Source organism: Micromonospora sp. WMMD1155, from assembly GCF_029581275.1.
Taxonomy (GTDB): Bacteria; Actinomycetota; Actinomycetes; order Mycobacteriales; family Micromonosporaceae; genus Micromonospora.
On sequence record NZ_CP120742.1, the window covers coordinates 6,811,366 to 6,833,364 of the forward strand.

The following is a 21,999-nucleotide window of genomic DNA, read 5'->3' on the forward strand; positions in this document are numbered from 1 at the left end:
ATCAGGCGATGCCCAGCCGGGCCAACGGCTCGACCAGTTCCCGCTCCTCGTAGCTGAGGTGCGACAACAGGGCGTCGGTCAGCAGGTCCACCGCAGCCCGCAGGTCGGCGAGCCCGTCCGGAGACCCGACGTACGCGACCAGGGCCCGGTCGACACCCTCCAACACGTCGTGGATGACGTGATGCTCCTGCTCCAGCCGGTCCACGACCGGGCCGAGCCGCGGATCACGCGCCCGCAGCCGGGGGAAGAGGGACTGGTCCTCGATCGTGTGATGGGTCGTGACGATGCGGCAGTACGACTCGCAGTAGACGCCGAGCGTCCACCGGTTCTGCCGCATGGTCATCGTGTTGATGTGCGATCGGGCCGCACCGGCGTCGATCTCACCGGCCGCGACCTGGTCGATCAGGTCGTGGATCTGGGTCAGCTCGGCACGTAGCCCGTCGTGGATCTGCACCAGATGCGCACCGGTGGCCTGCTCCTGCGGCGTGTAGGTGCGATCCGGGTCGGGCATCGGCCCGGTCGGTCGGGTCGACTCGTCCCAGACCTGCTGGTCGCTGCGCCGCACGCCGTCGTCGGGCGTCGGCACCACGGCGAACGCGCCACCGGTCACCGTCGCGCGGCTCGGCCGTACCGCCGGGGCCGCGACTGGCTCCGCTGCCGCTCCCCGACCGCCCGCCGCCGCGCCGCGGTCGCCCCCTGCCGCACCCCGGCCGCGTTCGGCCGCGCCGCGGCCGCCCTCCGCCGCGCTCTGGTCGCGTCCGGCCGTGCCAGGGTCCCGTTCGGCCATGCCCTGGGGGCGCTCGACCGCGCCACGGTCGCGTTCGGCCGAGACCGACTCGCGGACGGCGGGGGCGACCTCAGCCGCGAAGCGACGCAGGTCGTCGGGGTCGTCACCGGCGAGGATGAAGGTGCTCACGCCCTCGCCCAGGGCCAACTCGGTCAGCTCCCGCACCCACTGCTCGGCGGGTCCGTTCAGCGGCCCACTACCGACGGCCGAGAACCGGCCGGCGATGTTGAGCAGCCGACGTACGTCCCGGGGCGACCGGCCGGCCTCCTGCGCTGCGTCATCGATCATCGCGTTGCCCTTGGCGAGGTCGCCGGGCTGCAGATAGCCCAACGTGGGCAGCCAACCGTCGGCCCGACGACCGGTGAGCTGGAGCATCCGGGGCTTGTACGCGCCCAACCAGATCGGTACGGCGTGCGCCGGAGCCGGACCGCGCTTGGCGCCCACCACCCGGTGGAACTCGCCGTCGACACGAACCCCGCCGCGCGTCTGGGTGTCCCACACCTGCCGGATGATCTCGATGGCCTCCTCCAGCGCGCGTACGCCCTGGCCGGGGGTCAGCCGTCGGCCACCCATCGCCTCGATGGCGTCCCAGAAGGCTCCCGCGCCGAGGCCGAGGTTGATCCGGCCGTCGCTGAGCAGGTCCAGGCTGGCCACGCTGCGGGCGAGCACCGCCGGTGGGCGCAGCGGCAGGTTCGTCACGTTCGCCGCCAGGTGCACCCGGTCGGTGCGGGCCGCCACGTAGCTCAGCAACGTCCAGGTGTCGAGGAACGCCGGCTGGTACGGGTGGTCCTGGAAGGTGACCAGGTCCAGGCCGACCTGCTCGGTCAGGACGGCGAGGCCGACCGTGCGGTCCGGGTCGCCGGCGTCGGGGGTGACGAAGGATCCGAAGACCAGGTCGTGGCCGTAGTCGCTCATCTGCGAGCCTCCCGTTTCACACGACGCGTCGGGCGATGCGCCATGAGCTAAACCTTATGCCTGCCAGAACATCTTCTGCCAACAAGGTCTGTGGGACTGCGCTACTGTCGAGACATGACGGGTGCCACCCACCGGCCGGATCGGCCCGATCCCCTCGACGAAGACCTGGGCTGGATGCTCGGGATCGTCTTCCGTGGCTATGTCCGGGCGGCCGACCACGCGCTCACCGACTTTCCCGGCGGTCCCCGCGGCTACCAGGTGCTCACCGCCGCGATCAACGGTCCGGCTCGCAACCAGGGGGCGATCGCCGAGGAGCTCGGCCTCGACCGCACCGTCTTGACGTACCTCATCGACGACCTGGAACGGCCCGGCTTCGTGGCGCGTCGGGCGGACCCGGCGGACCGGCGCAACCGGTTGATCGACGTCACCGACGCCGGCCGCACGGCCTGGGAGGAGCGGCGCGCCGCGCTCCGGCGGGTCGAGTCGCATCTGCTGGGTGCGCTCGCGCCGGCCGACGCGGCGACGCTTCGGGCGCTGCTCCAACGGGTCGCCTGCTCGGCCCAGGCGGTGGATCCGCTGCGTGACCTGTGCGAGGTGGTGGCGCAGGTGCAGCCGACGACGGACCGACCCGACGCCGCGTCCGCCCGGGTGCGGAGGACTCCGACCCCCCGAGCCCGCCGCCGCGCCTGACACCCGCCGCCGCGCCTGACGCCCGCCGGACACGGATGGGCGCCGCTCGACAGTCGTCCGTCGAGCGGCCCCCGCGTCACCGCTACCGCGCTGGTCAGCGCACGTGTACGAACACCGGGTTGGAGTAGAACCACAGGTCGTCCCACGGGCTCTCCAGCCCGTCGGCGAGCGGCTCGGCCTCGTCGGTGCTGGTGCCGCGAACCCGCGCGTAGGTGTCGGCCTCGACGTTGCGCAGCGTGTGCCGGATGACGTAGCTGTCGCCGTGCCGACGCCAGTCCCGCGGGCCGAACCGGGCCGCGACCTTGGTGGTGGGGTTGGTGTCGGCGTCCAGGCTGGCGCTCGGACCGGTGATCTGGCCGACGATCAGGTCGACCCGGCGGACCTCCGGACGGTCTCCGTTCGCGTTCACGCCGCCCAGCGGGCGGAACGTGATCTCGATCTCCACGTCGGTACGGCTCCGACGGCTGACCGTGATGGTCTGACCCACCTCGGCGGTCTTGCCCTGGGACGTGGCGGTGACGTCGAGGCTGCGGATCAGGTCGCCGGTGGTGACCCAGATCCGGCCGTTGCGCAGACCGTCCATGATGTCGCCGTAGTCCTGGCGGGCGTGCACGTACGTCTTGCTGTACTCACCCGGCCAGAAGTCGGAGCCACCGCGGGTCCAGTGCACGTGCGAGTCCGAGGTCGCGGTGATCCACCACCGCCGGCCCTCACCGAGCAGCGAATCCCACAGCCCACCGACCCGGGCGGTCATCTGGTCGAAGCCGCCGTAGGTCGGGTGGTTGCCGTACCCGCCGCGCTTGCCGCCGTTGAGCGGGCCGGCCTGGTGGCCGGGTGCGCCCTCGAAGCCGATGTAGACGTCCGGCGCGGCGTTGTTGCCGTTGCGGAACTCGCGTGGGGTGTCCTGGCCGTAGACGCCGAGGCCCGGCGCCGAACGGGACGCGTGGTGGGCGATCACCAGTGGCTTGTGCGGCATGCCCCGGGCGACCTTGAGGAACTCGACCATCTTCGCCTCGGTGTCCCGGGCCGGGTCGGTGGGGAACGCGTCGTACTTGGCGAACCGGCTCTCCAACTCGAAGAGCTGCTTGGCCTCGTCGTCGTGGCGCGGGATCATCAGCGTGTGGTGGTCCAGCGACGGCGCGTCGAACTCCATCCCCCAGAACTGGAGCACCTCGGGCACCAGTTTGCGCGACCGCAGCAGGTCCGGGTACGCCTGCTCGATGTTCACCTTCGAGTGGGTCGGCCCACCGTGGTCGGTGCACATCGCCCAGGTCAGGCCGAAGTGCTTCGCCATGATGGCGTTGGTGACGATCGGGTAGACCGCGTCCGCGCCCTTGTGGAAGACGATCGGTGACTTCGTGGTGTCGAACTCGCCGCTGTACTCGGAGTGGATGTGGTGGTCGCCGGCGCGCCACGCCCGGTTCCTGGAGGTGCCCCGGTCGCCCTTGTCGTCGTCACCCGGCTTGCGGTCCTCGTCGGCCCACGCCGCGCCGGCGCCGACCAGAGGGCTGGCCGCGGCCAGCGTCGCGCCGACACCCGCGTACTTGACCAGCTTGCGCCGTGACAGCTGCGCCTGCTCGATCTCTTCGGCTTGCTTGTCTCTCACGTGAGAGCCTCTCCTCGATCAAGCGAATGCTCTTTCGATCAAGGAGCCTTGAAGAGCGTGGTGAACAGCCCTCGTACGACGGGCGTGTCCACGATGAACACCCTGCCCAGTGTGGGTGGCACCGGTTAGATCCGGGCGCGGGGCAGCCAGCCCAGGAAGCGGAGCCGGACCCGGGGCAGCGGCAGCGTGGGCAGGTCCTGGGCGGCGGCGACGAGGCAGGAGCCGAGGTAGACCGCGAGGGCGGCGCGCGCTCCGCCGAACTCGGCGAGCAGTTGGCTCTGCTTCGTCGCGCAGGGCCACTCCCGACCACATCCGGTGCAGGTCCAGCTCGGCGGGTTGGGTAGGTGCTCGGGCAGTTTCGCCCGGCGGTACCGACCGACGACACTGTTGTCCGCACGCACATCGCGTCGTCGCGGCGCGGGGCCCTCGTTGCGGTGGGTCGGACGGGCAGCGGGCAGGTAGCGCCCGACGGTGCCGAGCAGCACTCCGACGCGGATGAGCGCGTCCGGGCCGACGTGCTGGGCCAGCAACGCGGTCATCAGGTAGTGCCCCAGCAGGTCGAAGGCGTCGCGGTGCAGACGCAGTTCACGGCAGAGATCGACGAAGTCCGGCGTGGTCAGCGGCACCCGGTCGTCGAGCGCGCGGTGCAGCACCTCGCGCAGAGCGCCGCCGAGTCGATGCACCGCGTCGCCCTCGCCCAACCCCAGGCTGTCCTCGTCCGCCACGCGGGCCAGCGCCTCGGCCACCGCCAATCGAACGATGCGTTCCGGTTCGGTACTGTCCAACGCTCATCCCTCCCGTGGGCCGGTCCATCGGGCGGTGGCCATTCGTCAGGCGACCGTCCGCGGTGATCGTGAATAACATTTCGTTGTCCGGCGTACGGGTGGCTAGGACGGCAGGCGTAGAACGTGTCGACGCGTTAGTCGGAAAGCGAAGTCGACCCGCCGACAGACGGCAGCGATTCGCGGGACGGCGCAGCCGTGGTTGTCGTATGGTGACATTCCCATCGACAGATATTGCGCCTTGAATCGCCCCGAACATCAGGGCCATTCCCGACGCCCCCGACCGGTCGCCGCCGTCCCGCTCGCGACGTTCCACTCCACCGCACCGCCGGCCACGACGTGCCGGGCCACCGCCGAACACCCCGGCACGTCCCGATCCGCCGCCGCACCGTTTCTCGCACCGGCGGAACCCGCACCGGACGGAGGCAGCAGCGGATGACGTCAACACCAGTGCAGACACACCAGTTCGACAGCCACGACCCGGTGGCCATCCACGAGTTCCTGTCCAGCACGTACGACCCGAAACTGCGAATCCAGAGCAGGAACGGCTACCGGCTCAAGCACCACCGCGTCGACGCCGGCCCGTTCGCCATCGCGACCACCCGGCAGACCGGGCACCTCGACATCGACGCCGGCAGACTCCACGGTCTGGTCGTCGGGCGCAGCCGAACCGCCCGTGTCGATCGCGCCTGCGACGGCTCGCCCGACCGGTTCGGGCCGGGCGACGTCTTCCTCGTCACCAGGCCGGAGGAGCCGTGCCGCGTCCGGTGGCATCCCGGCGAGGTGGAGCTCTGCGTGCTGGACCTGTCGGTGCTGGCACAGGTCGCCACCACCGCGCCGACCCGGCGGCCCGGTCCGATCCGGTTCACCGACCTGGGCCCCGCCGGCGCGGCCCTCGCCCGCCAGTGGCGCGACACGACCAGCTTCGTCAGTGACGTGGTGCTGAACAGCCCGACCGCCGGCACCCAACCGCTGGTGATCGGCAACGCCGCGCGGATGCTCGCCGCGGCGGCGCTCACCGTCTTTCCCAACACCGCTGTCACCGAACCGACCACCGGCGACCGCCACGACGCCAGCAGCCTCACTCTGCGGCGGGCCATCACGTTCCTCGAGGAGCACGCCGACCAGGACATCAGCGCCGCCGACATCGCCGCCGCGGCCCGGGTCTCGGTGCGGGCGGTGCAGCTCGCCTTCCGCCGCCACCTCGGCACCACCCCGACGGCGTACCTGCGTCGAATCCGCCTCGACCGCGCGCACCACGACCTGGTGCGGGCCGACCCGCACCGGGAGACCGTGTCGGCCATCGCCAGCCGGTGGGGGTTCGCCAGCCACAGCAGGTTCACGGCCCGCTACCACGCGAGCTACGGCGTACCGCCACGCGAGACGCTGCACGCCTGACGCCCGAGGCTTGTGAGCCGGCCAGGATCCGACGACAATCGTCGATGTGGCGATCCCGCTGCGGGTGGCGGTACCGCTGGTGACGCTGGCTACCCTCGCCGCCTGCGGCGCCTCGTCGAGCCGACGAGTTGGTCGCGATGCTGGAACGTGACCAGGCCGACCGCGGCGGCACGCCGCAGACCGAGTCCGACCAGGCCCGCACCGCACGGTTGAAGGACATCATCCGTACCCACGGCTGGCCGACGATCGCGTTGGTCGGCGAGGACGGCGCCAACGCGGCGTGGGCCATCGCCCAACACTCCGACCTGGACCCGGCCTTCCAACAGGAGGCGCTGAGCCTGCTGCGCGCGGCCGTCGCCATCGGCCAGGCGTCGCCGGGCAACCTGGCCTACCTCGAGGATCGGGTCGCGGTGGGCAAGGGCGAGCCCCAGGTGTACGGCACACAGGTCCGCTGCGGTCCGGACGGCCCTTCCCCGACCACTCCGATCACCGACGAGCCCGGTGTCGAGCGGCGTAGCGCCGAGGCCGGTCTACCCACCCTGGCCGGCTACCTGGCCGAGATGACCACGATCTGCGAGCAGGACGGCTAGCCTCGGTCGCGCTCGTGGGTGTCGCGGGCCGACTCCACCTCGGGCACCGAGGCTTCCAACAGGTCGGCGAGGCCGCGTAGCTGTTCGGCGACCCGGGAGCCGAGGGGCGTCAGCGAGTATTCGACGCGGGGCGGGATCGCGGTGAGCACCTCGCGGGTCAGCATTCCGTCCCGTTCGAGTGTCTGCAGGGTCTGGGAGAGCATCCGCTCGCTGACCCCGTCGATCCGGCGGCGTAGGGCGTTGAACCGGTAGCGACCCTCGCCGAGCGCCAACAGCGCCAGCGAGGCCCACTTCGAGGTCACGTCCTCGAAGGCCGCCCGGGAGGTGCACCCCCGGGCGAAGACATCGCTGACGAATTCCTGGGTAGGCCCCGCCGGGTCCTGGGCGGGCATGTCGCTCACCTCACCAGCCTACCCTACGGTTACTCGCAGATAGTGCTGTAGATTCGTAAGTGCATGCAGAATTGACACCACCCATCGGAGGTTCCCATGCCCACCTACGCCGTGACCGGCGCCACCGGCCGCCTGGGCCGCCTGGTGATCGGGCAGTTGCTCGACAGCGGCGTACCGGCCACCGAGATCGCCGCCGTCGTCCGCAGCCCGGAGAAGGCCGCCGACCTGGCCGCGCGCGGGGTCGAGATCCGCAAGGCGAATTACGACGACCCGTCGACCCTGCCCGGCGCCGTGGCCGGCGTACGCCGTCTGCTGCTCATCTCCGGCGACACTCCCGGTCAGCGCGTCCCGCAGCACACCGCGGTCATCGACGCCGCCAAGCTCGCCGGGGTCGAGCGGCTGGTCTACACCAGCATCCTGAAGGCGGACACCACCACGAACCCCCTCGCCCCGGAGCACAAGGCCACCGAGGAGGTCCTCGCCGCGTCCGGCCTGACCTACACCGTGCTGCGCAACGGCTGGTACACCGAGAACTACACCGACCAGCTGCCGCAGTACCTGGGATCCGGCACCATCCTCGGCGCCACCGGCGGCAGCAAGATCTCCGCCGCGACCCGGGCCGACTACGCGGCTGCCGCGGTGGCCGCGCTGACCCGCGAGGAGACCGGCAACGCCGTCTACGAGCTGGGCGGCGACCCGTTCACCTTCGACGAGCTGGCCGAGGCGGTCACGGAGGTGACCGGCACCCCGGTCGTCCACCGGGACCTGTCCACCGCCGAGCTGGCCTCGGCCCTGGAGAACGTCGGCCTCGACGCGGGCACGGCCGGATTCGTCGCCGCACTCGACAACTCGATCGCCATCGGCGAGCTGGTGACCGACAGCGACGACCTCGGCCGACTGATCGGGCGGCCGAGCACCCCGTTGCGTGACGCCATCCGGGCCGCGCAGGCCTGACCTGGTCGTCATTCACGCTGATTCCGGGCGGTTGACGGGGCAGACGCCCGGCCGCCCGCCCGGGCCTACTCGCCCTGGTCCTGCTCCTCGATGAGCAGACCGGTCAGCAGACCGCGCAGAGTCCGCTCGACGAGGTCCGCCCGGGGCGCCGGCCCGGAGGGTCGGCCGAACGCCGCGACCAGATGCGGGTACGCCGCGAGGTCGACCCCGGCGAGGTCGAACGCCCCTGCCGCGGCGTCGCGACGGGCGAAGAGGCCCATCACGCCGGTCATCATCGCGATGGCCTCGAATTTGGCCGCGTCGGGGCAGCGTACGGGCTCCAGGACGCGGATGCAGTTGTCGAACCAGGCCAGGCTCTCCGGGCCGACGCCGGACGGCCGGTGGATCACGTCGAGCAGCCACGGATGCCGGCCGAACAGGGCCAGCTGCCGGCGCCCCAGCAGCACCATCGTGTCCAACCATCCGCCGTCCGCCCGCGGGTACGGCCGTAACTCCCCCACCGCCCGGTCGGTCATCAGGTCCAGCAGGTCGTCCCGGGACGACAGGTACCGGTAGAGGGATCCGGCCCCCGTGCCGAGCGCGCCGGCCACGGCGCGCATCGACACCGCGGCCAGCCCTTCGGCGTCGGCCAGGGCGACGGCGGCCGCGACGATCGCGTCCCGGCTGTGCGCCGGAGCGGGACCACGGCTGCCTCGTTCGGGCCTGCTCCAGATCGACTGCCGGTCGGGGCCGGTACTCGCGGATGCGTCGCTCACCGATCTACTGTAAACTGCAAACGTCGTTCGCAGTTTTTGTCGGCGTCGAAGGGGACCAATCATGGAGCAGGTCAGGGCACGGGACGGCGCGGCGATCGTCCTGCACTCCACGGGGGCGGGGCCGGGTGTCGTCCTGGTGCACGGCGGTGGCACGACGATCGACGTCTACCGGCGGCTGGCCCGGGCGCTCGCCGACCGGTTCACCGTGCACCTCTACAACCGACGGGGGCGGGCCGACGCGCCACCGAGGTCCGCGCCCTACACCGCGGACCAGGAGATCGGCGACCTCGCCGCCGTGCTGGAGCACACCGGCTCGGGCAACGTCATCGGCCACAGCAGTGGCGGTTTCCTGGCGCTCGAAGCCGCACTCCGACTACCGATCGACCGGCTCGCCCTCTACGACGCCGCGATCTCGATCGACGGCAGCTTCCCGTCGGCGTGGTTGCCGTCCGCGCGGGCGGCAGCGGAGGGCGGCGACACCGCTCGGGCTCTCGCCATCACGACCGCCGGGATCAACTCGCACATGGCGGCGGGGAAGCTCCCGCTCGGCGTCCGGATCGCGATCATCCGCGCCTTCCTGCGTACGCCGATCGGTCGGACCATGGGCGAGCTGCTGCCGACCACGTTGGAGGAGACGGCCCTGATCCTGGCGCACGACGGCCCGGCCACCCGCTGGGCCGGGGTGAAGGCCGAGGTGCTGCTGGCCTGCGGTGCCGACGGCCCGCCCTACTACGTGCAGCAGAACGCCGCGCTGGCCCGCGCGCTGCCACGCGCCCGGACGCTGACGATCGCGCGCAGCGGCCACGACGCCATCAACCGGGCGCACCCGCGGATCGTCGACCCCCTCGCCGCGTTCTTCGCAGCGCCGGTGACGCCGGAGCGGGCGCGTCACTGACGAGCGGCACGTGATCGCGTACCGTCATTGATCTTGGCTAGGCTGGTGGGCATGCCCGCCCACCAGCCGCACCGCCCCGACGACGGCCGGAGGTGGGCACCCACCGCCGCCCCGGCGCGCCCGATCGGTCCGGCCGGCTGGTGAGCGACGCACCGGTGCCCGCCCAGCGAGGTGGGCCTGCCACATCCCCGCGGCACCGCTCCGGCTGGGCCGCCCGCTGCGCACGGCTCTCCCGGTCGCGCCCCTTCGAGATCGCCATCGTCGTGGTCATCCTCGCCAACGGGATCGTGCTCGGCCTGGAGACGTACGAGGACCTGAGCCCGGCGGGCACGGCACTGCACTGGCTGGAGTTGTTCTTCCGCGCCGTCTTCGTCGTCGAGATCGGTGTCCGGCTCGCGGCATACGGCAGACGTCCGCAGGACTTCTTCCGGCACGGTTGGAACCTGTTCGACTTCGTGGTGATCGCGGCCATCTTCATACCGGGCCTGCACGGCGACCCGGCGCTGCTGCGGGTCGTGCGGGTCGCCCGCATGGTCCGACTGGTGCGGTTCTCACCGGGCCTGCGGACCATCGTGTCCGCGCTGTGGCGCAGCCTGCCGGGTGTCACCGGCTTCCTCGCCCTGGCGGTGGTGACGCTCTACGTGTACGGCATGGCCGGCTGGTTGATCTTCGGCAACAGGTATCCCGAGGAGTACGGCGACATCGGCCGGTCGCTGCTGACGTTGTTCGTACTGCTGTCGTTGGAAACCCTGCCGGACCTCATCGAGCAGGGCATGGCCATCTCACCGTGGACGCTGCTCTACTACGTCAGCTACGTCGTCATCACCGTCAACCTGCTGCTCAACATCCTCATCGCGGTCATCGTCAACTCGATGGAGGAGGCGCGCCGGTTGGAGATGACCGAACGGTTGGCCCCCGACTACGACGAGGACGGCGACGGCGTGCCGGACGAGGTGGACCGCATCGCGCTGACCCAACGGCTGGACGACCTGCGGGCGGTCATCGCCGAGTTGGAGCGGGAGTTGCGGATCGACCGGGAGGACGGGCACGGCCGACCGCACCGGGACGGCACCCGCACCGGACGGTGATCCGACACTCGCGCTCCGTACTCCGCGTCGGATAGTCTCGGCGACGGTCCCACCGCTTCGGCCGAAGGGGCGCCAATGACGTCCACCGTCGACAGTCATCAATCCACCGCCGATGTCACCGAAGCGCTCGGCACCGTCATCGACGAGGTGATCCGGCCGCAGGCGGCGTCGATCGACCGGGAGGGTGTCTTCCCTCGGGAGGGCGTCGACGCCCTCGGCGCAGCGGGCCTGCTCGGTCAGGCCTCCTCTCCCGAGGTCGGCGGCGGCGGCCACGGCATGCGGACGATCGCCGGGGTCGTCGAGCGGCTGGCCGCCGAGTGTGGCTCCACCGCGATGGTGGTGCTCATGCACTACGCGGCGACCGCCGTGATCGAGGCGCACGGCCCGCGCGACGTCCGCGCGGCCATCGCGACCGGCCGCCACCTCACCACGCTGGCCTTCTCCGAGTACGGGTCGCGCAGCCACTTCTGGTCGCCGACCGGCACCGCGACCCGCACCGACGACGGCAGCGTCCGCCTCGACGCACGTAAGAGCTGGGTCACGTCGGCCGGCGAGGCCACCAGCTACGTCTGGTCGAGCCTCCCGCTCTCCGGCGACGCCGGTCCGATGACGCTGTGGCTCGTGGAGGCCGACAGCGCCGGCCTGACCGTGAGCGGGGGCTTCGACGGGCTCGGCCTGCGCGGCAACGGCTCCCGGCCGATGACCGCCGACGGGCTACTGGTCCCGTCGACGGCGATGATGGCGGCCGACGGCGCGGGGCTCGACACCGCCCTCGGCGCTGTCCTGCCCTGGTTCCTGGTGCTCAACGCCGCGTTCTGCCTCGGTCTCGCCGACAGCGCGGTCGCCGAGGCGGGTCGGCACCTCACCGCGACCACGCTCGCGCACACCGGCGCCGCGCTGCGCGACGCGCCGGTCACCCGCCGGGACTTCGCCCGACTGATGATCCGCACCGACGCGTTGCGCGCCTTCCTGGGCGACACCCTCACCGCCCTGGAGACCGGCCGCGCCGACGCGATGCTGCGGGTGCTGCAGGTCAAGGCGCTCGCCGGGGAGACTGTCGCCGAGGTGACCGACGGCGCGATGCAGCTCTGCGGCGGCAGCGCGTTCCGCAGGGAGCTGGGCCTCGAACGTCGTTTCCGGGACTCGCGCGCCGCCCGGGTGATGGCGCCCACGACCGACGCGCTGCTCGACTTCGTCGGTCGGGTCGCCACCGGTCTGCCACTGCTCGACGAGGCGAACCGCTGATGCCGGCGCCCAGTGTCCTGATGGGTGCGGTCGCGTACGACCCCAAGGTGGTGACCATCTGGGAGGGCTTCCGCGCCTGGCTGCGCGGACGCGGCCTGGACTTCGACTTCGTCCTCTACTCGCACTACGAGCGGCAGGTCGAGGATCTCGTCGCCGGGCGGATCGACGCGGCATGGAACTCTCCCCTGGCCTGGCTGCGCGCCGAGCGACTGGCGCTCGCCAACGGCACGAGGGTGCGCGCGCTGACGATGCGCGACACCGACCAGGAGCTCACCTCGGTCGTGGTGGTCCGGGCCGACTCACCCGTGCGCACGGTCGCCGACCTGGCCGGGCTGACGGTCGCGGTCGGAGCGGTGGACAGCCCCCAGGCGACGTTGATCCCGCTGGGCCACCTCGCGGCGGCCGGGGTCGCTGTCGACGTACGCCGCTTCGATGTCGGCGTCGGCCTGCACGGCGACCACGTCGGCGGTGAGCGCGACGCAGCCCGCGCCCTGGTCGGCGGGTCTGTCGACGCCGCCTGCATGATCGACGCGAACCACCTGGCGTTCGTTCAGGAGGGCACCCTGCCGCCGGACGGCACCCGGATCGTCGCGCAGACCACACCGTACGACCACTGCAACATGACCGTCCGCGAGCCGGAGTCCGCCGGGGTCCGGCTCTTCGGCACGTTGCTGCTCGGCATGTCGTACGCCGATCCGCAGGTGCGTCCGCTGCTCGACCTGGAGGGGCTGACGGCCTGGAAGGACGGTCGGACCACGGGGTACGACTCCCTGGCCGCAGCTGTCGACGCCACCGGCTTCTACTCCCCGGACGGGCGGGTGACGGCCCCGGACTACCGGCCGTGAACGCGGCACCGGCCGCCGACGCCGAGGTCCACCTCGGCGAGTTGGGTTTCGGCCGGGGGGCGCACCTGCTGGTGCAGCGTGCCCTGGCCCGGTTGCCGCCCGGCGGTCGGCTGGCTGTCCTCGGGGGCGACCCGGCGGTGCCGGTGCACCTGCCCGCCTGGTGCCGTGGCCGGGGCCACCGGGTCGAGGCGCCCGGTCCGGGTGACCGGAGCGGCCTGGTCGCGGTGATCGTGCGAGGCACGGCGGACGACGACCGCTGGTTCGGCGCGGAGCGGGCCGGGCCGGCTCTACCGACGACGCTCAGCAGTCGCCCGCCGGCACGGTGGGGGCTCGGTGTCCGGGGCGCGCTGCTCGAAGCAGGCGGCCCCGAGGCCCGCTTCGACCTGGACGACCGCGACCTGGTGTGGGCCGACATCGCCCCGCACCTCTACGCGCAGGCGGCGGCGCGGCAGTGGGACCCGCAGACCGCGGTGCCCTGGGACGACCCGTTCGACCTGCCGTCCGACGTCGAGGCCGCCGTGGTGCAGGTGATGACCTACCTGGTCGAGAACGAGCAGGCCGCGCTCGTCGTGCCGGCCCGGTTCGTCGGGCGGATCCACCCGCACTTCCGCGAGGTGGTGCAGCTCCTCGCCGTGCAGATGGCCGACGAGGCCCGGCACATGAACGTGTTCGGGCGGCGGGCGCTGCTGCGCGGCGCCGAGTTGGGTACGTCGTCGGCGGGCGGTCGGCAGTCGCTGTTCACCCTCGTCGCGGAGTCCGACTTCGCGTTGGCCTCGTTCCTGCTCTCCGTGCTCGGCGAGGGCAGCTTCGTCGACCTGCTCTCGTTCCTGCACCAATTCGCGCCGGATGAGGTGACGCGCCGGATCTGCTGGCTCGCCGTGCAGGACGAGCGTCGACACGTGGTGTTCGGCATGGCCCACCTGGAGCATCAGGCACGGCTCGACCCGCTGCTGCGCGACCGGCTGCGGGCGGCTATCCACCGTCGCCACGACGCGCTCGCCGACACCGCCGGCCTCAACGCGGACGTCTTCGACGCGCTCGTGGTGCTCGCCGCTGGCGGTTGGCATCCCGACGACGTGTCCGCCGGCTTCGACCGCGTGCAGGCCCTGCAACGGGCGATGGACCAGGGCCGCCAGCGCAGACTGGTGCGCCTGGGTTTCCGGCCCGACGAGGCTGCCGCGCTGTCGGCCCTGCACACGCGCAACTTCATGTAGGCGGTCGTCTCGGAATGCAAACACTGTGACCACGGTCATTCGGCAGTACCGTGGAGCGACCATGGACCGGAACACCGACGCGATCCGCGAGGAACTGCAGCGGCTGCGCCAGCAGACCGAGGCGCAGGTCACCGCCCTCGACGGCGACCTGCGCAACCTCTTCGAAGCGTCCCGGGCGTCGAACGCCGACGACGAGCACGACCCCGAGGGCGCCACCATCGCCTTCGAACGCGCACAGCTCACCGCGGTCCTCGACGCGGCCCGCCGACGCCTCGCCGAGTTGGACGTCGCACTGCACCGGGTCGACGACGGCAGCTACGGCGTGTGCGAACGGTGCCGCCGTCCCATTCCCGCCGAGCGGCTGGCCGCCCGCCCGTCGGCGCGTACCTGCGTCGCCTGCGCCAATAGGTGACCCAGTCGAGCTGACGAATGACCCGGAACCTGATGGGGCGATTGAACTGAACACTGGCTGCTCGCCCCACGATCAGCAGGTCACCGGCCTTCATGCCAACCACCCGAGGAACCTGCGGTACACGGCGTCGAAGGGAGCCCAGGACATGTCCTGCGTAGCCGCCGCCAGATGCGATGTCATGTAGATCCGGAGAGCCAACGGCGTCGTGGCGTACTCCCCCAGCAACTCCACGCGCCCTGTGGCACAGGGCCACGCGCGTTCGCACGCCTCGCACAGCCACAACGGGAGTACCGGCCTGTGCGCGGTCATCAGCTCTCACCTGGCCAGTGCCCCCGACTGATCGGGATCTTGTGCCTGGCCCGACAGGGCAGCGCGTTTCCGCACTTGCAGACGTTCCGCCACCTGATCCACGACCACACCGGCTGATGCCTGCGGGCCAAGGTCAGGGCGACGGCGAGCAGATACTCGGCGTACGCAACCCGTCGCGTCATGCACCTACGGCACCACAGGAGTTGTCTTAAGGCCACCCCTGTGGGGGTTTAACGACCCGGTTTACCTATAGGCACTCCCCATGGACCATAGCGTCAGGCCGTGGAGTTGCTTGGACTGGATGAGATCCGCGACCTGCTTGGCGGGATCAGCAAGCAGCGCGCCACGATCATCGTTGGCCGCAAGGGCTTCCCTGATCCCCTCGCCACCTTGAGCATGGGCCGAGTCTGGGAGGGCAAGGCCGTCCGGGCTTGGATCGCCAAGAACCGACCCGCTCCGACCGACGAGGACTGACGCCCGGGGCTGCTGAGCGGACCACGATTACCTACCTCCGGCAGTTCAAGAGGAACCGCAGCGCCCTGACGATCCGACAGACGGGATCGAGGCGCAGCGCGCCGCCATCCACACTCAGCCAATACGTCTCCTCAAGTAATGACGGGGCTGCGCCGCTCCAGCAGGACCACGTCACGCCAGCGTCCGTGGTGACGACCAACCCGCTCGCGTACGCCGACCAACCGGAACCCGGCCCGCTGGTGGAGCGCCAGACTGGCGGCGTTCTCCGGGAAGATCCCGGACTGGATCGTCCAGATGCCGGCCGCCTCGGTGGAACTGACCAGCGCGTCCAGCAGCAGTCGCCCGGCACCACGGCCCTGGGCGGCCGGGTCCACGTAGACGGAGTGTTCGACCACACCGGCGTACACCTCCCGGGTGGAGGTCGGCGAGGCGGCGACCCAGCCGAGGACCGTGCCGATGCGGTCGACGGCCACGAACCGGTGCGCGGTCAGACGGGCGACGTCGAACGCCGCCCAGGTCGGCGCGGTGACCTCGAAGCTGGCGTTGCCGGCGTCGAGGCCGGCCTGGTAGATCGTCAGGACCCGGGGGGCGTCGGCGACGGTCATGGCACGAGTGGTGATGTCACTCATCTGCGGGTGTCCCCTTCCATTCCAGGCCCGGCCCGGTCCAGACCGCACCGTTGATCGGAGGCGCAGCGAAGCGCGGTCGCCAGGGGCTTTGGCTGGCCGCCATGTCGATGTGCTGGTGAGCGGTATACCTCAGAGGAATGAATATGACTCTGAGGTATACCGCTCACCACCGCATCCGCCCCCACGACGATGACCGACGATCACCGACGGCCGCCGGGTGCGGCATGGTGCCTTACCGACTCCCGGCATAGACGGCGCGGTCGCCGAGCTCCTCCTCGATGCGGATGAGCTGGTTGTACTTGGCCGTACGGTCCGAACGCGACAGCGAGCCGGTCTTGATCTGGCCGCAGCCTACGCCCACGGCCAGGTCGGCGATCGTGGTGTCCTCGGTCTCGCCGGAGCGGTGCGACATCACCACCCGGTACCCCGCCTTGTGGGCGGCATCGACGGTCGCCAGGGTCTCGGTGAGGGTGCCGATCTGGTTGACCTTGACCAGGATCGCGTTGGCGTATCCGCCCTCGATGCCGTCGCGCAGCCGGTCGACGTCGGTGCAGAAGACGTCGTCGCCGACCAACTGCACCCGCTCCCCCGCCAGCGCCGTCAGCCGCTGCCAGCCGGGGATGTCGTCCTCGGCCATCGGGTCCTCGATCGAGGTGATCGGGTACCGGGCAGCCAGGTCCACCAGGTGGTCGATGTGCTCCTCGACGCTGCGCCGACGTCCCTCGCCGACGTAGTCGTAGACGCCGTCGCGGTAGAACTCCGAGCTGGCCGGGTCGAGGCAGATCGCCACCTCGGTCCCGGGCTGGTAGCCGGCGTCCTCGACGGCGCGCACCACGAAGCGCAGCGCCTCGTCGGCGGTGGAGAAGTGCGGCGCGAACCCGCCCTCGTCGCCCACGTTGGTCTGGTGACCGGCAGCGGCCAGGGACGCCTTCAGGGTGTGGAAGACCTCCGAGCCGACCCGGACCGCCTCGGCGAAGGTCCGTGCCCCGACCGGGGCGATCATGAACTCCTGGAAGTCGAGCGGGTTGTCGGCGTGCGCACCGCCGTTGATGATGTTCATCATCGGCACCGGCAGCAGGCGGGCACCGACGCCGCCGACGTAGCGGTAGAGCGGCTGCCGGTGAGCCGCCGCCGCTGCCTTCGCTGTCGCCAGGGACACCGCGAGGATCGCGTTGGCGCCCAATCGGCTCTTGTCCTTCGAACCGTCGAGTTCGATCATCGTCTCGTCGACCAGCGCCTGATCCTCGGCGTCGAGCCCGAGCACCGCGTCGGCGATCTCGCCGTTGACGGCGGCGACCGCCGTCGTGACGCCCCTGCCGTGGAAGCGGGCGGGATCCCCGTCGCGCAGCTCGACCGCCTCGTTCGCCCCAGTCGACGCGCCGGACGGTACGGCCGCCCGGCCGATCGAGCCGTCGCGGAGTTCCACGTCGGCCTCCACCGTCGGGTTGCCCCGGCTGTCGAGGATCTGCCGAGCACGCACCCGATTGATTGCCGTCATCACACACTCCCTGGTCACACTGCCTTTTCACCGCCAGACTGGCAGGAAACGACGGTCCCGGCACCGCGACGATGGACACGTTGACCCGTACCCCAGGGTCCGGGTTTAGGGTCGCGGGATGCGGGTTGGTGAGCTGGCACGACGGACCGGGACGACGGTCCGGGCATTGCGGTACTACGAGTCGGCCGGGCTGGTCGTGCCGAGGCGGCTCGGCAACGGCTACCGCGAGTACGACCCGATCGCGGTGCGGCTGGTGGCGCAGATCCGCGAGCTGATGGCACTCGGCCTCACCGTCGAGGAGACCCGCCCGTTCGTCGAGTCGATCGCCGGTGGCGCCGACGACACCGACGTGTGTGCGGCGGCGGTGGCGACCTACCGCAGCACCATCACCAACCTCCAGGAACGGATCGGCAGGCTGACCGCCCAGCGGGACGCGCTGGACGCGCGCCTGGACGCCGCCGCGACCCAGGTCGTACCCGGCGGTGGCGAGGCCGGGGGCGACCCCGCCGCGCTGGTCGGCACCAGCCTGCCGTCCCTGTCCTTCTACGGCACCGACGGCCGCCCGGTCGACCTCGGCGCTCTCGGCGGCGGACGCACCGTCATCTTCGTGTACCCACTGACCGGGCGGCCGGGCGTCGACCTGCCCAACGGGCTGTTGGAGGTCCACGGCGCCCGGGGCAGCACCGAGCAGGCCGCGTGGTTCCGCGACCACCACGCGGAACTCCGCGCGGCCGGCGCCGCCCGGGTGTACGGCCTGTCCGCGCAGTCGACCGGGTACCAGCGGGAACTGGCGTACCGGTTGCGGCTGCCCTACCCGCTGATCCCCGACCCGAGGCTGACCCTCGCCACCGCGCTGCGGCTGCCGACCCGCACCGCTGGTGACATGACGCTCTACGAGCGGTTGACCCTGATCGTCGCCGATGGGGTGGTGGAGCACGTCTTCCACCCGATTCCGGACCCGGCGTCGCACCCCCTGCACGTGATGCGATGGCTCACCAAGCGACGCCGGGCCCCCGGATCGGTCGCCGCCTAGAAGTCGTCGTCGAAGGCGACGGTGCCGGTCACCCCGACCTGGTACGCGGACACCCGCCGCTCGAAGAAGTTGGACAGCTCCTGCACGTCCTGCAACTCCATGAAGGCGAACGGGTTGCCCGACCCGTAGTGCGGGGCGATGCCGAGCTGGGCGAGGCGACGGTCGGCGACGTGCTGGAGGTACTCCCGCATGTCGGCCAGGGTCAGGCCGGGCACGCCCTGGCCCAACAGGTCCTCGGCGAACTGCACCTCGCACTCGACGGCCTCGGTGAGCATCTGCCGCACCTGGTCGGCGAGGTCGTCGTCGAACAGGTCCGGCTCCTCGGCGCGGACGGTGTCCACGACGTCGAACGCGAACGCCATGTGCATGGACTCGTCGCGGAACACCCAGTTGGTGCCGGAGGCGAGCCCGTGCAGCAGGCCACGGGAGCGCAGGAAGTAGACGTACGCGAACGCGCCGTAGAAGAACAGCCCCTCGATGCAGGCGGCGAAGCAGATCAGGTTGAGCAGGAACGCCCGCCGGTCCTCGCGCGAGCGCAGCTCCCGCAGGTCGCCCAGGGAGTCGATCCAGCGGAAGCAGAACTCGGCCTTGCGGCGGATCGAGGGGATGTTCTCGATCGCGGCGAAGGCCTCGAACCGCTCGGTCTCGTCGGGCACGTACGTGTCGAGCAGGTTGAGATAGAACTGGACGTGCACGGCCTCCTCGAACAGTTGCCGGGACAGGTAGAGGCGACCCTCGGGGCTGTTGACGTGCTGGTACAGGTTGAGCACCAGGTTGTTCGCGACGATCGTGTCCCCGGTGGCGAAGAACGCCACCAGGCGGCTGACCAGGTGCCGCTCGGCCGGCGACAGCTTGTCCAGGTCGGTGAGGTCGGCGTGCAGATCGACCTCCTCGACCGTCCAGGTGTTGCGGATGGCGTCGCGGAACCGGTCGAAGAAGTGCGGGTAGCGCATCGGGCGGAGGGTGAGGTCCATCCCGGGGTCGAGCAGCATGTGCGTGGTCCTCGTCTCGGCGGTGGTGGCGGTGGCGTCGGCGACGGTCACTGGCAGGCCTCGCACGACTCGGGGTTCTCCAGCGAGCAGGCCAGCGCCTCCGCGTCGAGCGCGACGGGCGCGACGGCCACGGGCGCGACGGTGCTGACGGTGGCCTGCTGGATCCGCGTCGCGGGGCGCGAGCGCAGGTAGTAGGTGGTCTTCAGCCCGGCCTTCCAGGCGTACAGGTACATCGAGGAGAGCTTGCCGATGGTCGGCGCGGCCAGGAACAGGTTCAGCGACTGCGACTGGTCGATGAACGGGGCACGGGCGGCGGCGAGGTCGATCAGCGCCCGCTGCGGCAGCTCCCACGCGGTGCGGAACAACTCCCGGACGCCGACCGGCAGCTCGGCGATGTCCTGCACCGACCCCTCGGCCCGCTTGATCGCCGACCGGATCCGGTCGGTCCACAGACCACGGGCCTTCAGCTCGCGGACCAGAGCGGTGTTGACCTGGAGGAACTCCCCGGACAGCGTCTCGCGCTTGAACAGGTTGGACACCTGCGGCTCGATGCACTCGTAGCACCCGGCGATCGAGGCGATGGTCGCGGTCGGGGCGACGGCCACGAGCAGCGAGTTACGCAGCCCGTGCGCCGCGACCTGCTCCCGCAGCGCGTCCCACCGGGCGGTCTGCGTACCCTCGACGCCCCACAGGTCCGGTTGCAGGTCGCCCCGCGCGGCCCGGGTCTGCGGGTACGCCGGGTGCGCACCGACCCGGCGGGCCAGGTCGGCGGAGGTCTCCAGCGCGGTCAGGTACAACTCCTCGCTGACCCGGGTGGACAGCTCCCGCGCGGCCGGCGAGTCGAACGGCAGCCGCAGCGCGAAGAAGACGTCCTGCAGGCCCATCAGCCCGAGCCCGACGGGCCGCCAGCGGGGGTTGCTCGCCGCCGCCTGCGCGGTCGGGTAGTAGTTGATGTCGATGACCCGGTCGAGGAAGGTCACCGCGGTACGGACCGTGGCGCGCAGCCGCTCCCAGTCGATGCCACCGTCGGCGAGGTGGGCGGCGAGGTTCACCGAGCCGAGGTTGCACACGGCGGTCTCGGCGTCGCTGGACACCTCGACGATCTCGGTGCAGAGGTTGGACAGGTGCACGACGTTGCCCGGTTCGGCGGTCTGGTTGCACAGCCGGTTCGACGCGTCCTTGAAGGTCATCCACCCGTTGCCGGTCTGGGCCAGGGTCCGCATCATCTTCCCGTACAACTCCCGCGCCGGGACCTGCCGGACGTAGCGGCCCTGCGCCTCGGCCTCGCGGTACGCGGCGTCGAACCGCTCCCCCCACAGGTCGGGCAGTTCGGGCACCTCGTGCGGGTCGAACAGCGACCACATCTCGTCGGCCTCGACCCGGCGCATGAACTCGTCGGGCACCCAGTTGGCCAGGTTCAGGTTGTGGGTGCGGCGGGCGTCCTCGCCGGTGTTGTCCCGCAGGTGCAGGAACTCCTCGACGTCCGGGTGCCACGGCTCCAGGTAGACGCACGCCGCGCCCTTGCGCCGGCCGCCCTGGTTGACCGCCGCGACGCTCGCGTCCAGCGTGCGCAGCCACGGCACGATCCCGTTGGACTGCCCGTTGGTGCCCCGGATCAGGGCGCCCCGGGACCGGACCCGGGAGTACGCGATGCCGATGCCACCGGCGAACTTGGACAGGTTGGCGACCTGGGCGTAGCGCGAGTAGATCGAGTCCAACTCGTCCAGCGGTGAGTCGACCAGGTAGCAGGAGGACATCTGGGTGTGCCGGGTGCCGGAGTTGAACAGGGTCGGCGAGCTGGGCAGGTAGGCCAGGCTGGACATCAGCCGGTAGAAGCCGACCGCCTCGTCCGGCGTACGGGACAGGCCACAGGCCACCCGCAGCAGCCAGTACTGCGGGGTCTCCAGCACGAGTCGGCTGGTGGGGTGGCGCAGCAGGTACCTGTCGTACACCGTGCGCAGCCCGAAGTACTCGAACCGCCGGTCGCCGTCCGGGTCGACGGCCTCGTCGAGCACCGCGGCGTGCGCGGCGACGAACGCGGCGGTGTCGTCACCGATCAGACCCTCGGCGTGCCCGACCCGGATCGCCGCGCTGAACGAGGTGATGCCCTGTCGACGCACCTCCTTGTCGACGTACCCGGCGAGCAGCCGCGCCGCGAGGCGTGAGTACTGCGGCTCCTCACCGATCATCTCGGCCGCCGTCTGGATGGAGAGCCGGTCCAGTTCCGCGGTGGTCGCGCCGTCGTAGAGGCCGCTGATGGTACGGGTGGCCACCCGCATCGGGTCGACGTCGGTCAGGTCGTCGGCCCACCGCTCGACCGCTCGGACGATCTTGTTCACGTCCACGGGTTCGGTGCCGCCGTCGCGCTTGCGGACCTGCATCGGCGTCCGCCGCTGGGCCGCGTCGGCACTGGCCGGGACTACCTCGGTGACTGTCACCACTCGCTCCTCGGAGTTCGAGACCTGGGGGCCCGAACGCGCGGAGACAGACACCGAC

21 protein-coding genes are annotated in these 21,999 nt (G+C 71.2%); 12 read left to right on the forward strand and 9 right to left on the reverse strand.

The annotated features are described in order from the left end of the window. Window position 1: 1 nt before the first annotated feature. Complete coding sequence (locus tag O7617_RS31225) at window positions 2-1,702, reverse strand: LLM class flavin-dependent oxidoreductase (protein ID WP_282260074.1); 1,701 nt, start codon at window positions 1,700-1,702, stop codon at window positions 2-4. A 114-nt stretch (window positions 1,703-1,816) separates the two neighbouring features. Between O7617_RS31225 and O7617_RS31230 the strand changes: the two genes are divergently transcribed. Continuing rightward, window positions 1,817-2,392, forward strand: a complete 576-nt coding sequence (locus tag O7617_RS31230) for a MarR family winged helix-turn-helix transcriptional regulator (RefSeq protein ID WP_282260075.1) — start codon at window positions 1,817-1,819, stop codon at window positions 2,390-2,392. A gap of 94 nt (window positions 2,393-2,486) precedes the next feature. Here O7617_RS31230 and O7617_RS31235 read toward each other — a convergent pair whose 3' ends face one another. Together O7617_RS31235 and O7617_RS31240 are read right to left on the reverse strand one after the other, a co-directional pair. Beyond that, entirely contained in the window at window positions 2,487-3,998 is a 1,512-nt protein-coding gene (locus O7617_RS31235) for a phosphoesterase (RefSeq protein WP_282260076.1), read from the reverse strand. A gap of 125 nt (window positions 3,999-4,123) precedes the next feature. Next, window positions 4,124-4,783, reverse strand: coding sequence for a hypothetical protein (locus O7617_RS31240; RefSeq protein ID WP_282260077.1), 660 nt, complete (start codon window positions 4,781-4,783; stop codon window positions 4,124-4,126). A 432-nt stretch (window positions 4,784-5,215) separates the two neighbouring features. Here O7617_RS31240 and O7617_RS31245 point away from each other — a divergent pair, with 432 nt between their 5' ends. Continuing rightward, window positions 5,216-6,178, forward strand: coding sequence for an AraC family transcriptional regulator (locus tag O7617_RS31245; protein ID WP_282260079.1), 963 nt, complete (start codon window positions 5,216-5,218; stop codon window positions 6,176-6,178). A 137-nt stretch (window positions 6,179-6,315) separates the two neighbouring features. Next, complete coding sequence (locus O7617_RS31250) at window positions 6,316-6,768, forward strand: DUF6624 domain-containing protein (protein WP_282260080.1); 453 nt, start codon at window positions 6,316-6,318, stop codon at window positions 6,766-6,768. Here the strand turns inward: O7617_RS31250 and O7617_RS31255 are convergent. Beyond that, window positions 6,765-7,160: a helix-turn-helix domain-containing protein gene (locus O7617_RS31255; RefSeq protein ID WP_282264925.1), complete on the reverse strand. Its 396-nt coding sequence runs from the start codon at window positions 7,158-7,160 to the stop codon at window positions 6,765-6,767. The two genes, O7617_RS31250 and O7617_RS31255, sit on opposite strands and share 4 nt — an antisense overlap. 96 nt (window positions 7,161-7,256) lie before the next feature. Between O7617_RS31255 and O7617_RS31260 the strand changes: the two genes are divergently transcribed. Then, the gene (locus O7617_RS31260; protein ID WP_282260081.1) at window positions 7,257-8,114 is read left to right on the forward strand and encodes an SDR family oxidoreductase; all 858 of its coding nucleotides are present in this window, start codon (window positions 7,257-7,259) and stop codon (window positions 8,112-8,114) included. Between the two features lie 65 nt (window positions 8,115-8,179). Here O7617_RS31260 and O7617_RS31265 read toward each other — a convergent pair whose 3' ends face one another. Continuing rightward, a complete protein-coding gene (locus O7617_RS31265; protein ID WP_282260082.1) occupies window positions 8,180-8,869 on the reverse strand; it encodes a helix-turn-helix domain-containing protein in 690 nt (229 codons plus the stop codon). Window positions 8,870-8,930: 61 nt separating this feature from the next. On the opposite strand from O7617_RS31265, the gene O7617_RS31270 reads away from it, so the two are divergent. From O7617_RS31270 to O7617_RS31300, 7 genes are all read left to right on the forward strand, one after another. Further along, window positions 8,931-9,764, forward strand: a complete 834-nt coding sequence (locus tag O7617_RS31270) for an alpha/beta fold hydrolase (protein WP_282260083.1) — start codon at window positions 8,931-8,933, stop codon at window positions 9,762-9,764. A 140-nt stretch (window positions 9,765-9,904) separates the two neighbouring features. Next, on the forward strand, window positions 9,905-10,852 hold the full coding sequence (locus tag O7617_RS31275) for an ion transporter (RefSeq protein WP_282260084.1): 948 nt from the start codon (window positions 9,905-9,907) through the stop codon (window positions 10,850-10,852). 75 nt (window positions 10,853-10,927) lie between these two features. Then, complete coding sequence (locus O7617_RS31280) at window positions 10,928-12,097, forward strand: acyl-CoA dehydrogenase family protein (protein WP_282260085.1); 1,170 nt, start codon at window positions 10,928-10,930, stop codon at window positions 12,095-12,097. Then, window positions 12,097-12,942, forward strand: a complete 846-nt coding sequence (locus O7617_RS31285; protein ID WP_282260086.1) for a PhnD/SsuA/transferrin family substrate-binding protein — start codon at window positions 12,097-12,099, stop codon at window positions 12,940-12,942. Before O7617_RS31280 ends, O7617_RS31285 begins: the two co-directional genes overlap by 1 nt. Beyond that, window positions 12,939-14,156 carry a ferritin-like domain-containing protein gene (locus tag O7617_RS31290; protein WP_282260087.1) on the forward strand — a complete coding sequence of 406 codons (1,218 nt, stop codon included), beginning with the start codon at window positions 12,939-12,941 and terminating at the stop codon, window positions 14,154-14,156. The genes O7617_RS31285 and O7617_RS31290 overlap by 4 nt, the downstream gene beginning before the upstream one ends. Before the next feature lie 61 nt (window positions 14,157-14,217). Then, on the forward strand, window positions 14,218-14,568 hold the full coding sequence (locus tag O7617_RS31295; protein ID WP_282260088.1) for a TraR/DksA C4-type zinc finger protein: 351 nt from the start codon (window positions 14,218-14,220) through the stop codon (window positions 14,566-14,568). A gap of 591 nt (window positions 14,569-15,159) precedes the next feature. After that, window positions 15,160-15,351, forward strand: a complete 192-nt coding sequence (locus O7617_RS31300; RefSeq protein WP_282260090.1) for a hypothetical protein — start codon at window positions 15,160-15,162, stop codon at window positions 15,349-15,351. Between the two features lie 131 nt (window positions 15,352-15,482). On the opposite strand, the gene O7617_RS31305 is transcribed toward O7617_RS31300, so the two are convergent. Then, window positions 15,483-15,980 carry a GNAT family N-acetyltransferase gene (locus tag O7617_RS31305; protein ID WP_282260091.1) on the reverse strand — a complete coding sequence of 166 codons (498 nt, stop codon included), beginning with the start codon at window positions 15,978-15,980 and terminating at the stop codon, window positions 15,483-15,485. Between the two features lie 232 nt (window positions 15,981-16,212). Then, window positions 16,213-17,478 carry a phosphopyruvate hydratase gene (gene eno, locus O7617_RS31310; protein ID WP_282260092.1) on the reverse strand — a complete coding sequence of 422 codons (1,266 nt, stop codon included), beginning with the start codon at window positions 17,476-17,478 and terminating at the stop codon, window positions 16,213-16,215. A 118-nt stretch (window positions 17,479-17,596) separates the two neighbouring features. Here eno and O7617_RS31315 point away from each other — a divergent pair, with 118 nt between their 5' ends. Further along, window positions 17,597-18,511, forward strand: coding sequence for a MerR family transcriptional regulator (locus tag O7617_RS31315; RefSeq protein ID WP_282260093.1), 915 nt, complete (start codon window positions 17,597-17,599; stop codon window positions 18,509-18,511). Here O7617_RS31315 and O7617_RS31320 read toward each other — a convergent pair. Next, window positions 18,508-19,503, reverse strand: coding sequence for a ribonucleotide-diphosphate reductase subunit beta (locus tag O7617_RS31320; RefSeq protein ID WP_282264926.1), 996 nt, complete (start codon window positions 19,501-19,503; stop codon window positions 18,508-18,510). The genes O7617_RS31315 and O7617_RS31320 overlap by 4 nt on opposite strands. 47 nt (window positions 19,504-19,550) lie before the next feature. Next, window positions 19,551-21,884 carry a ribonucleoside-diphosphate reductase subunit alpha gene (locus tag O7617_RS31325; RefSeq protein WP_282264927.1) on the reverse strand — a complete coding sequence of 778 codons (2,334 nt, stop codon included), beginning with the start codon at window positions 21,882-21,884 and terminating at the stop codon, window positions 19,551-19,553. Between the last annotated feature and the right edge of the window lie 115 nt (window positions 21,885-21,999).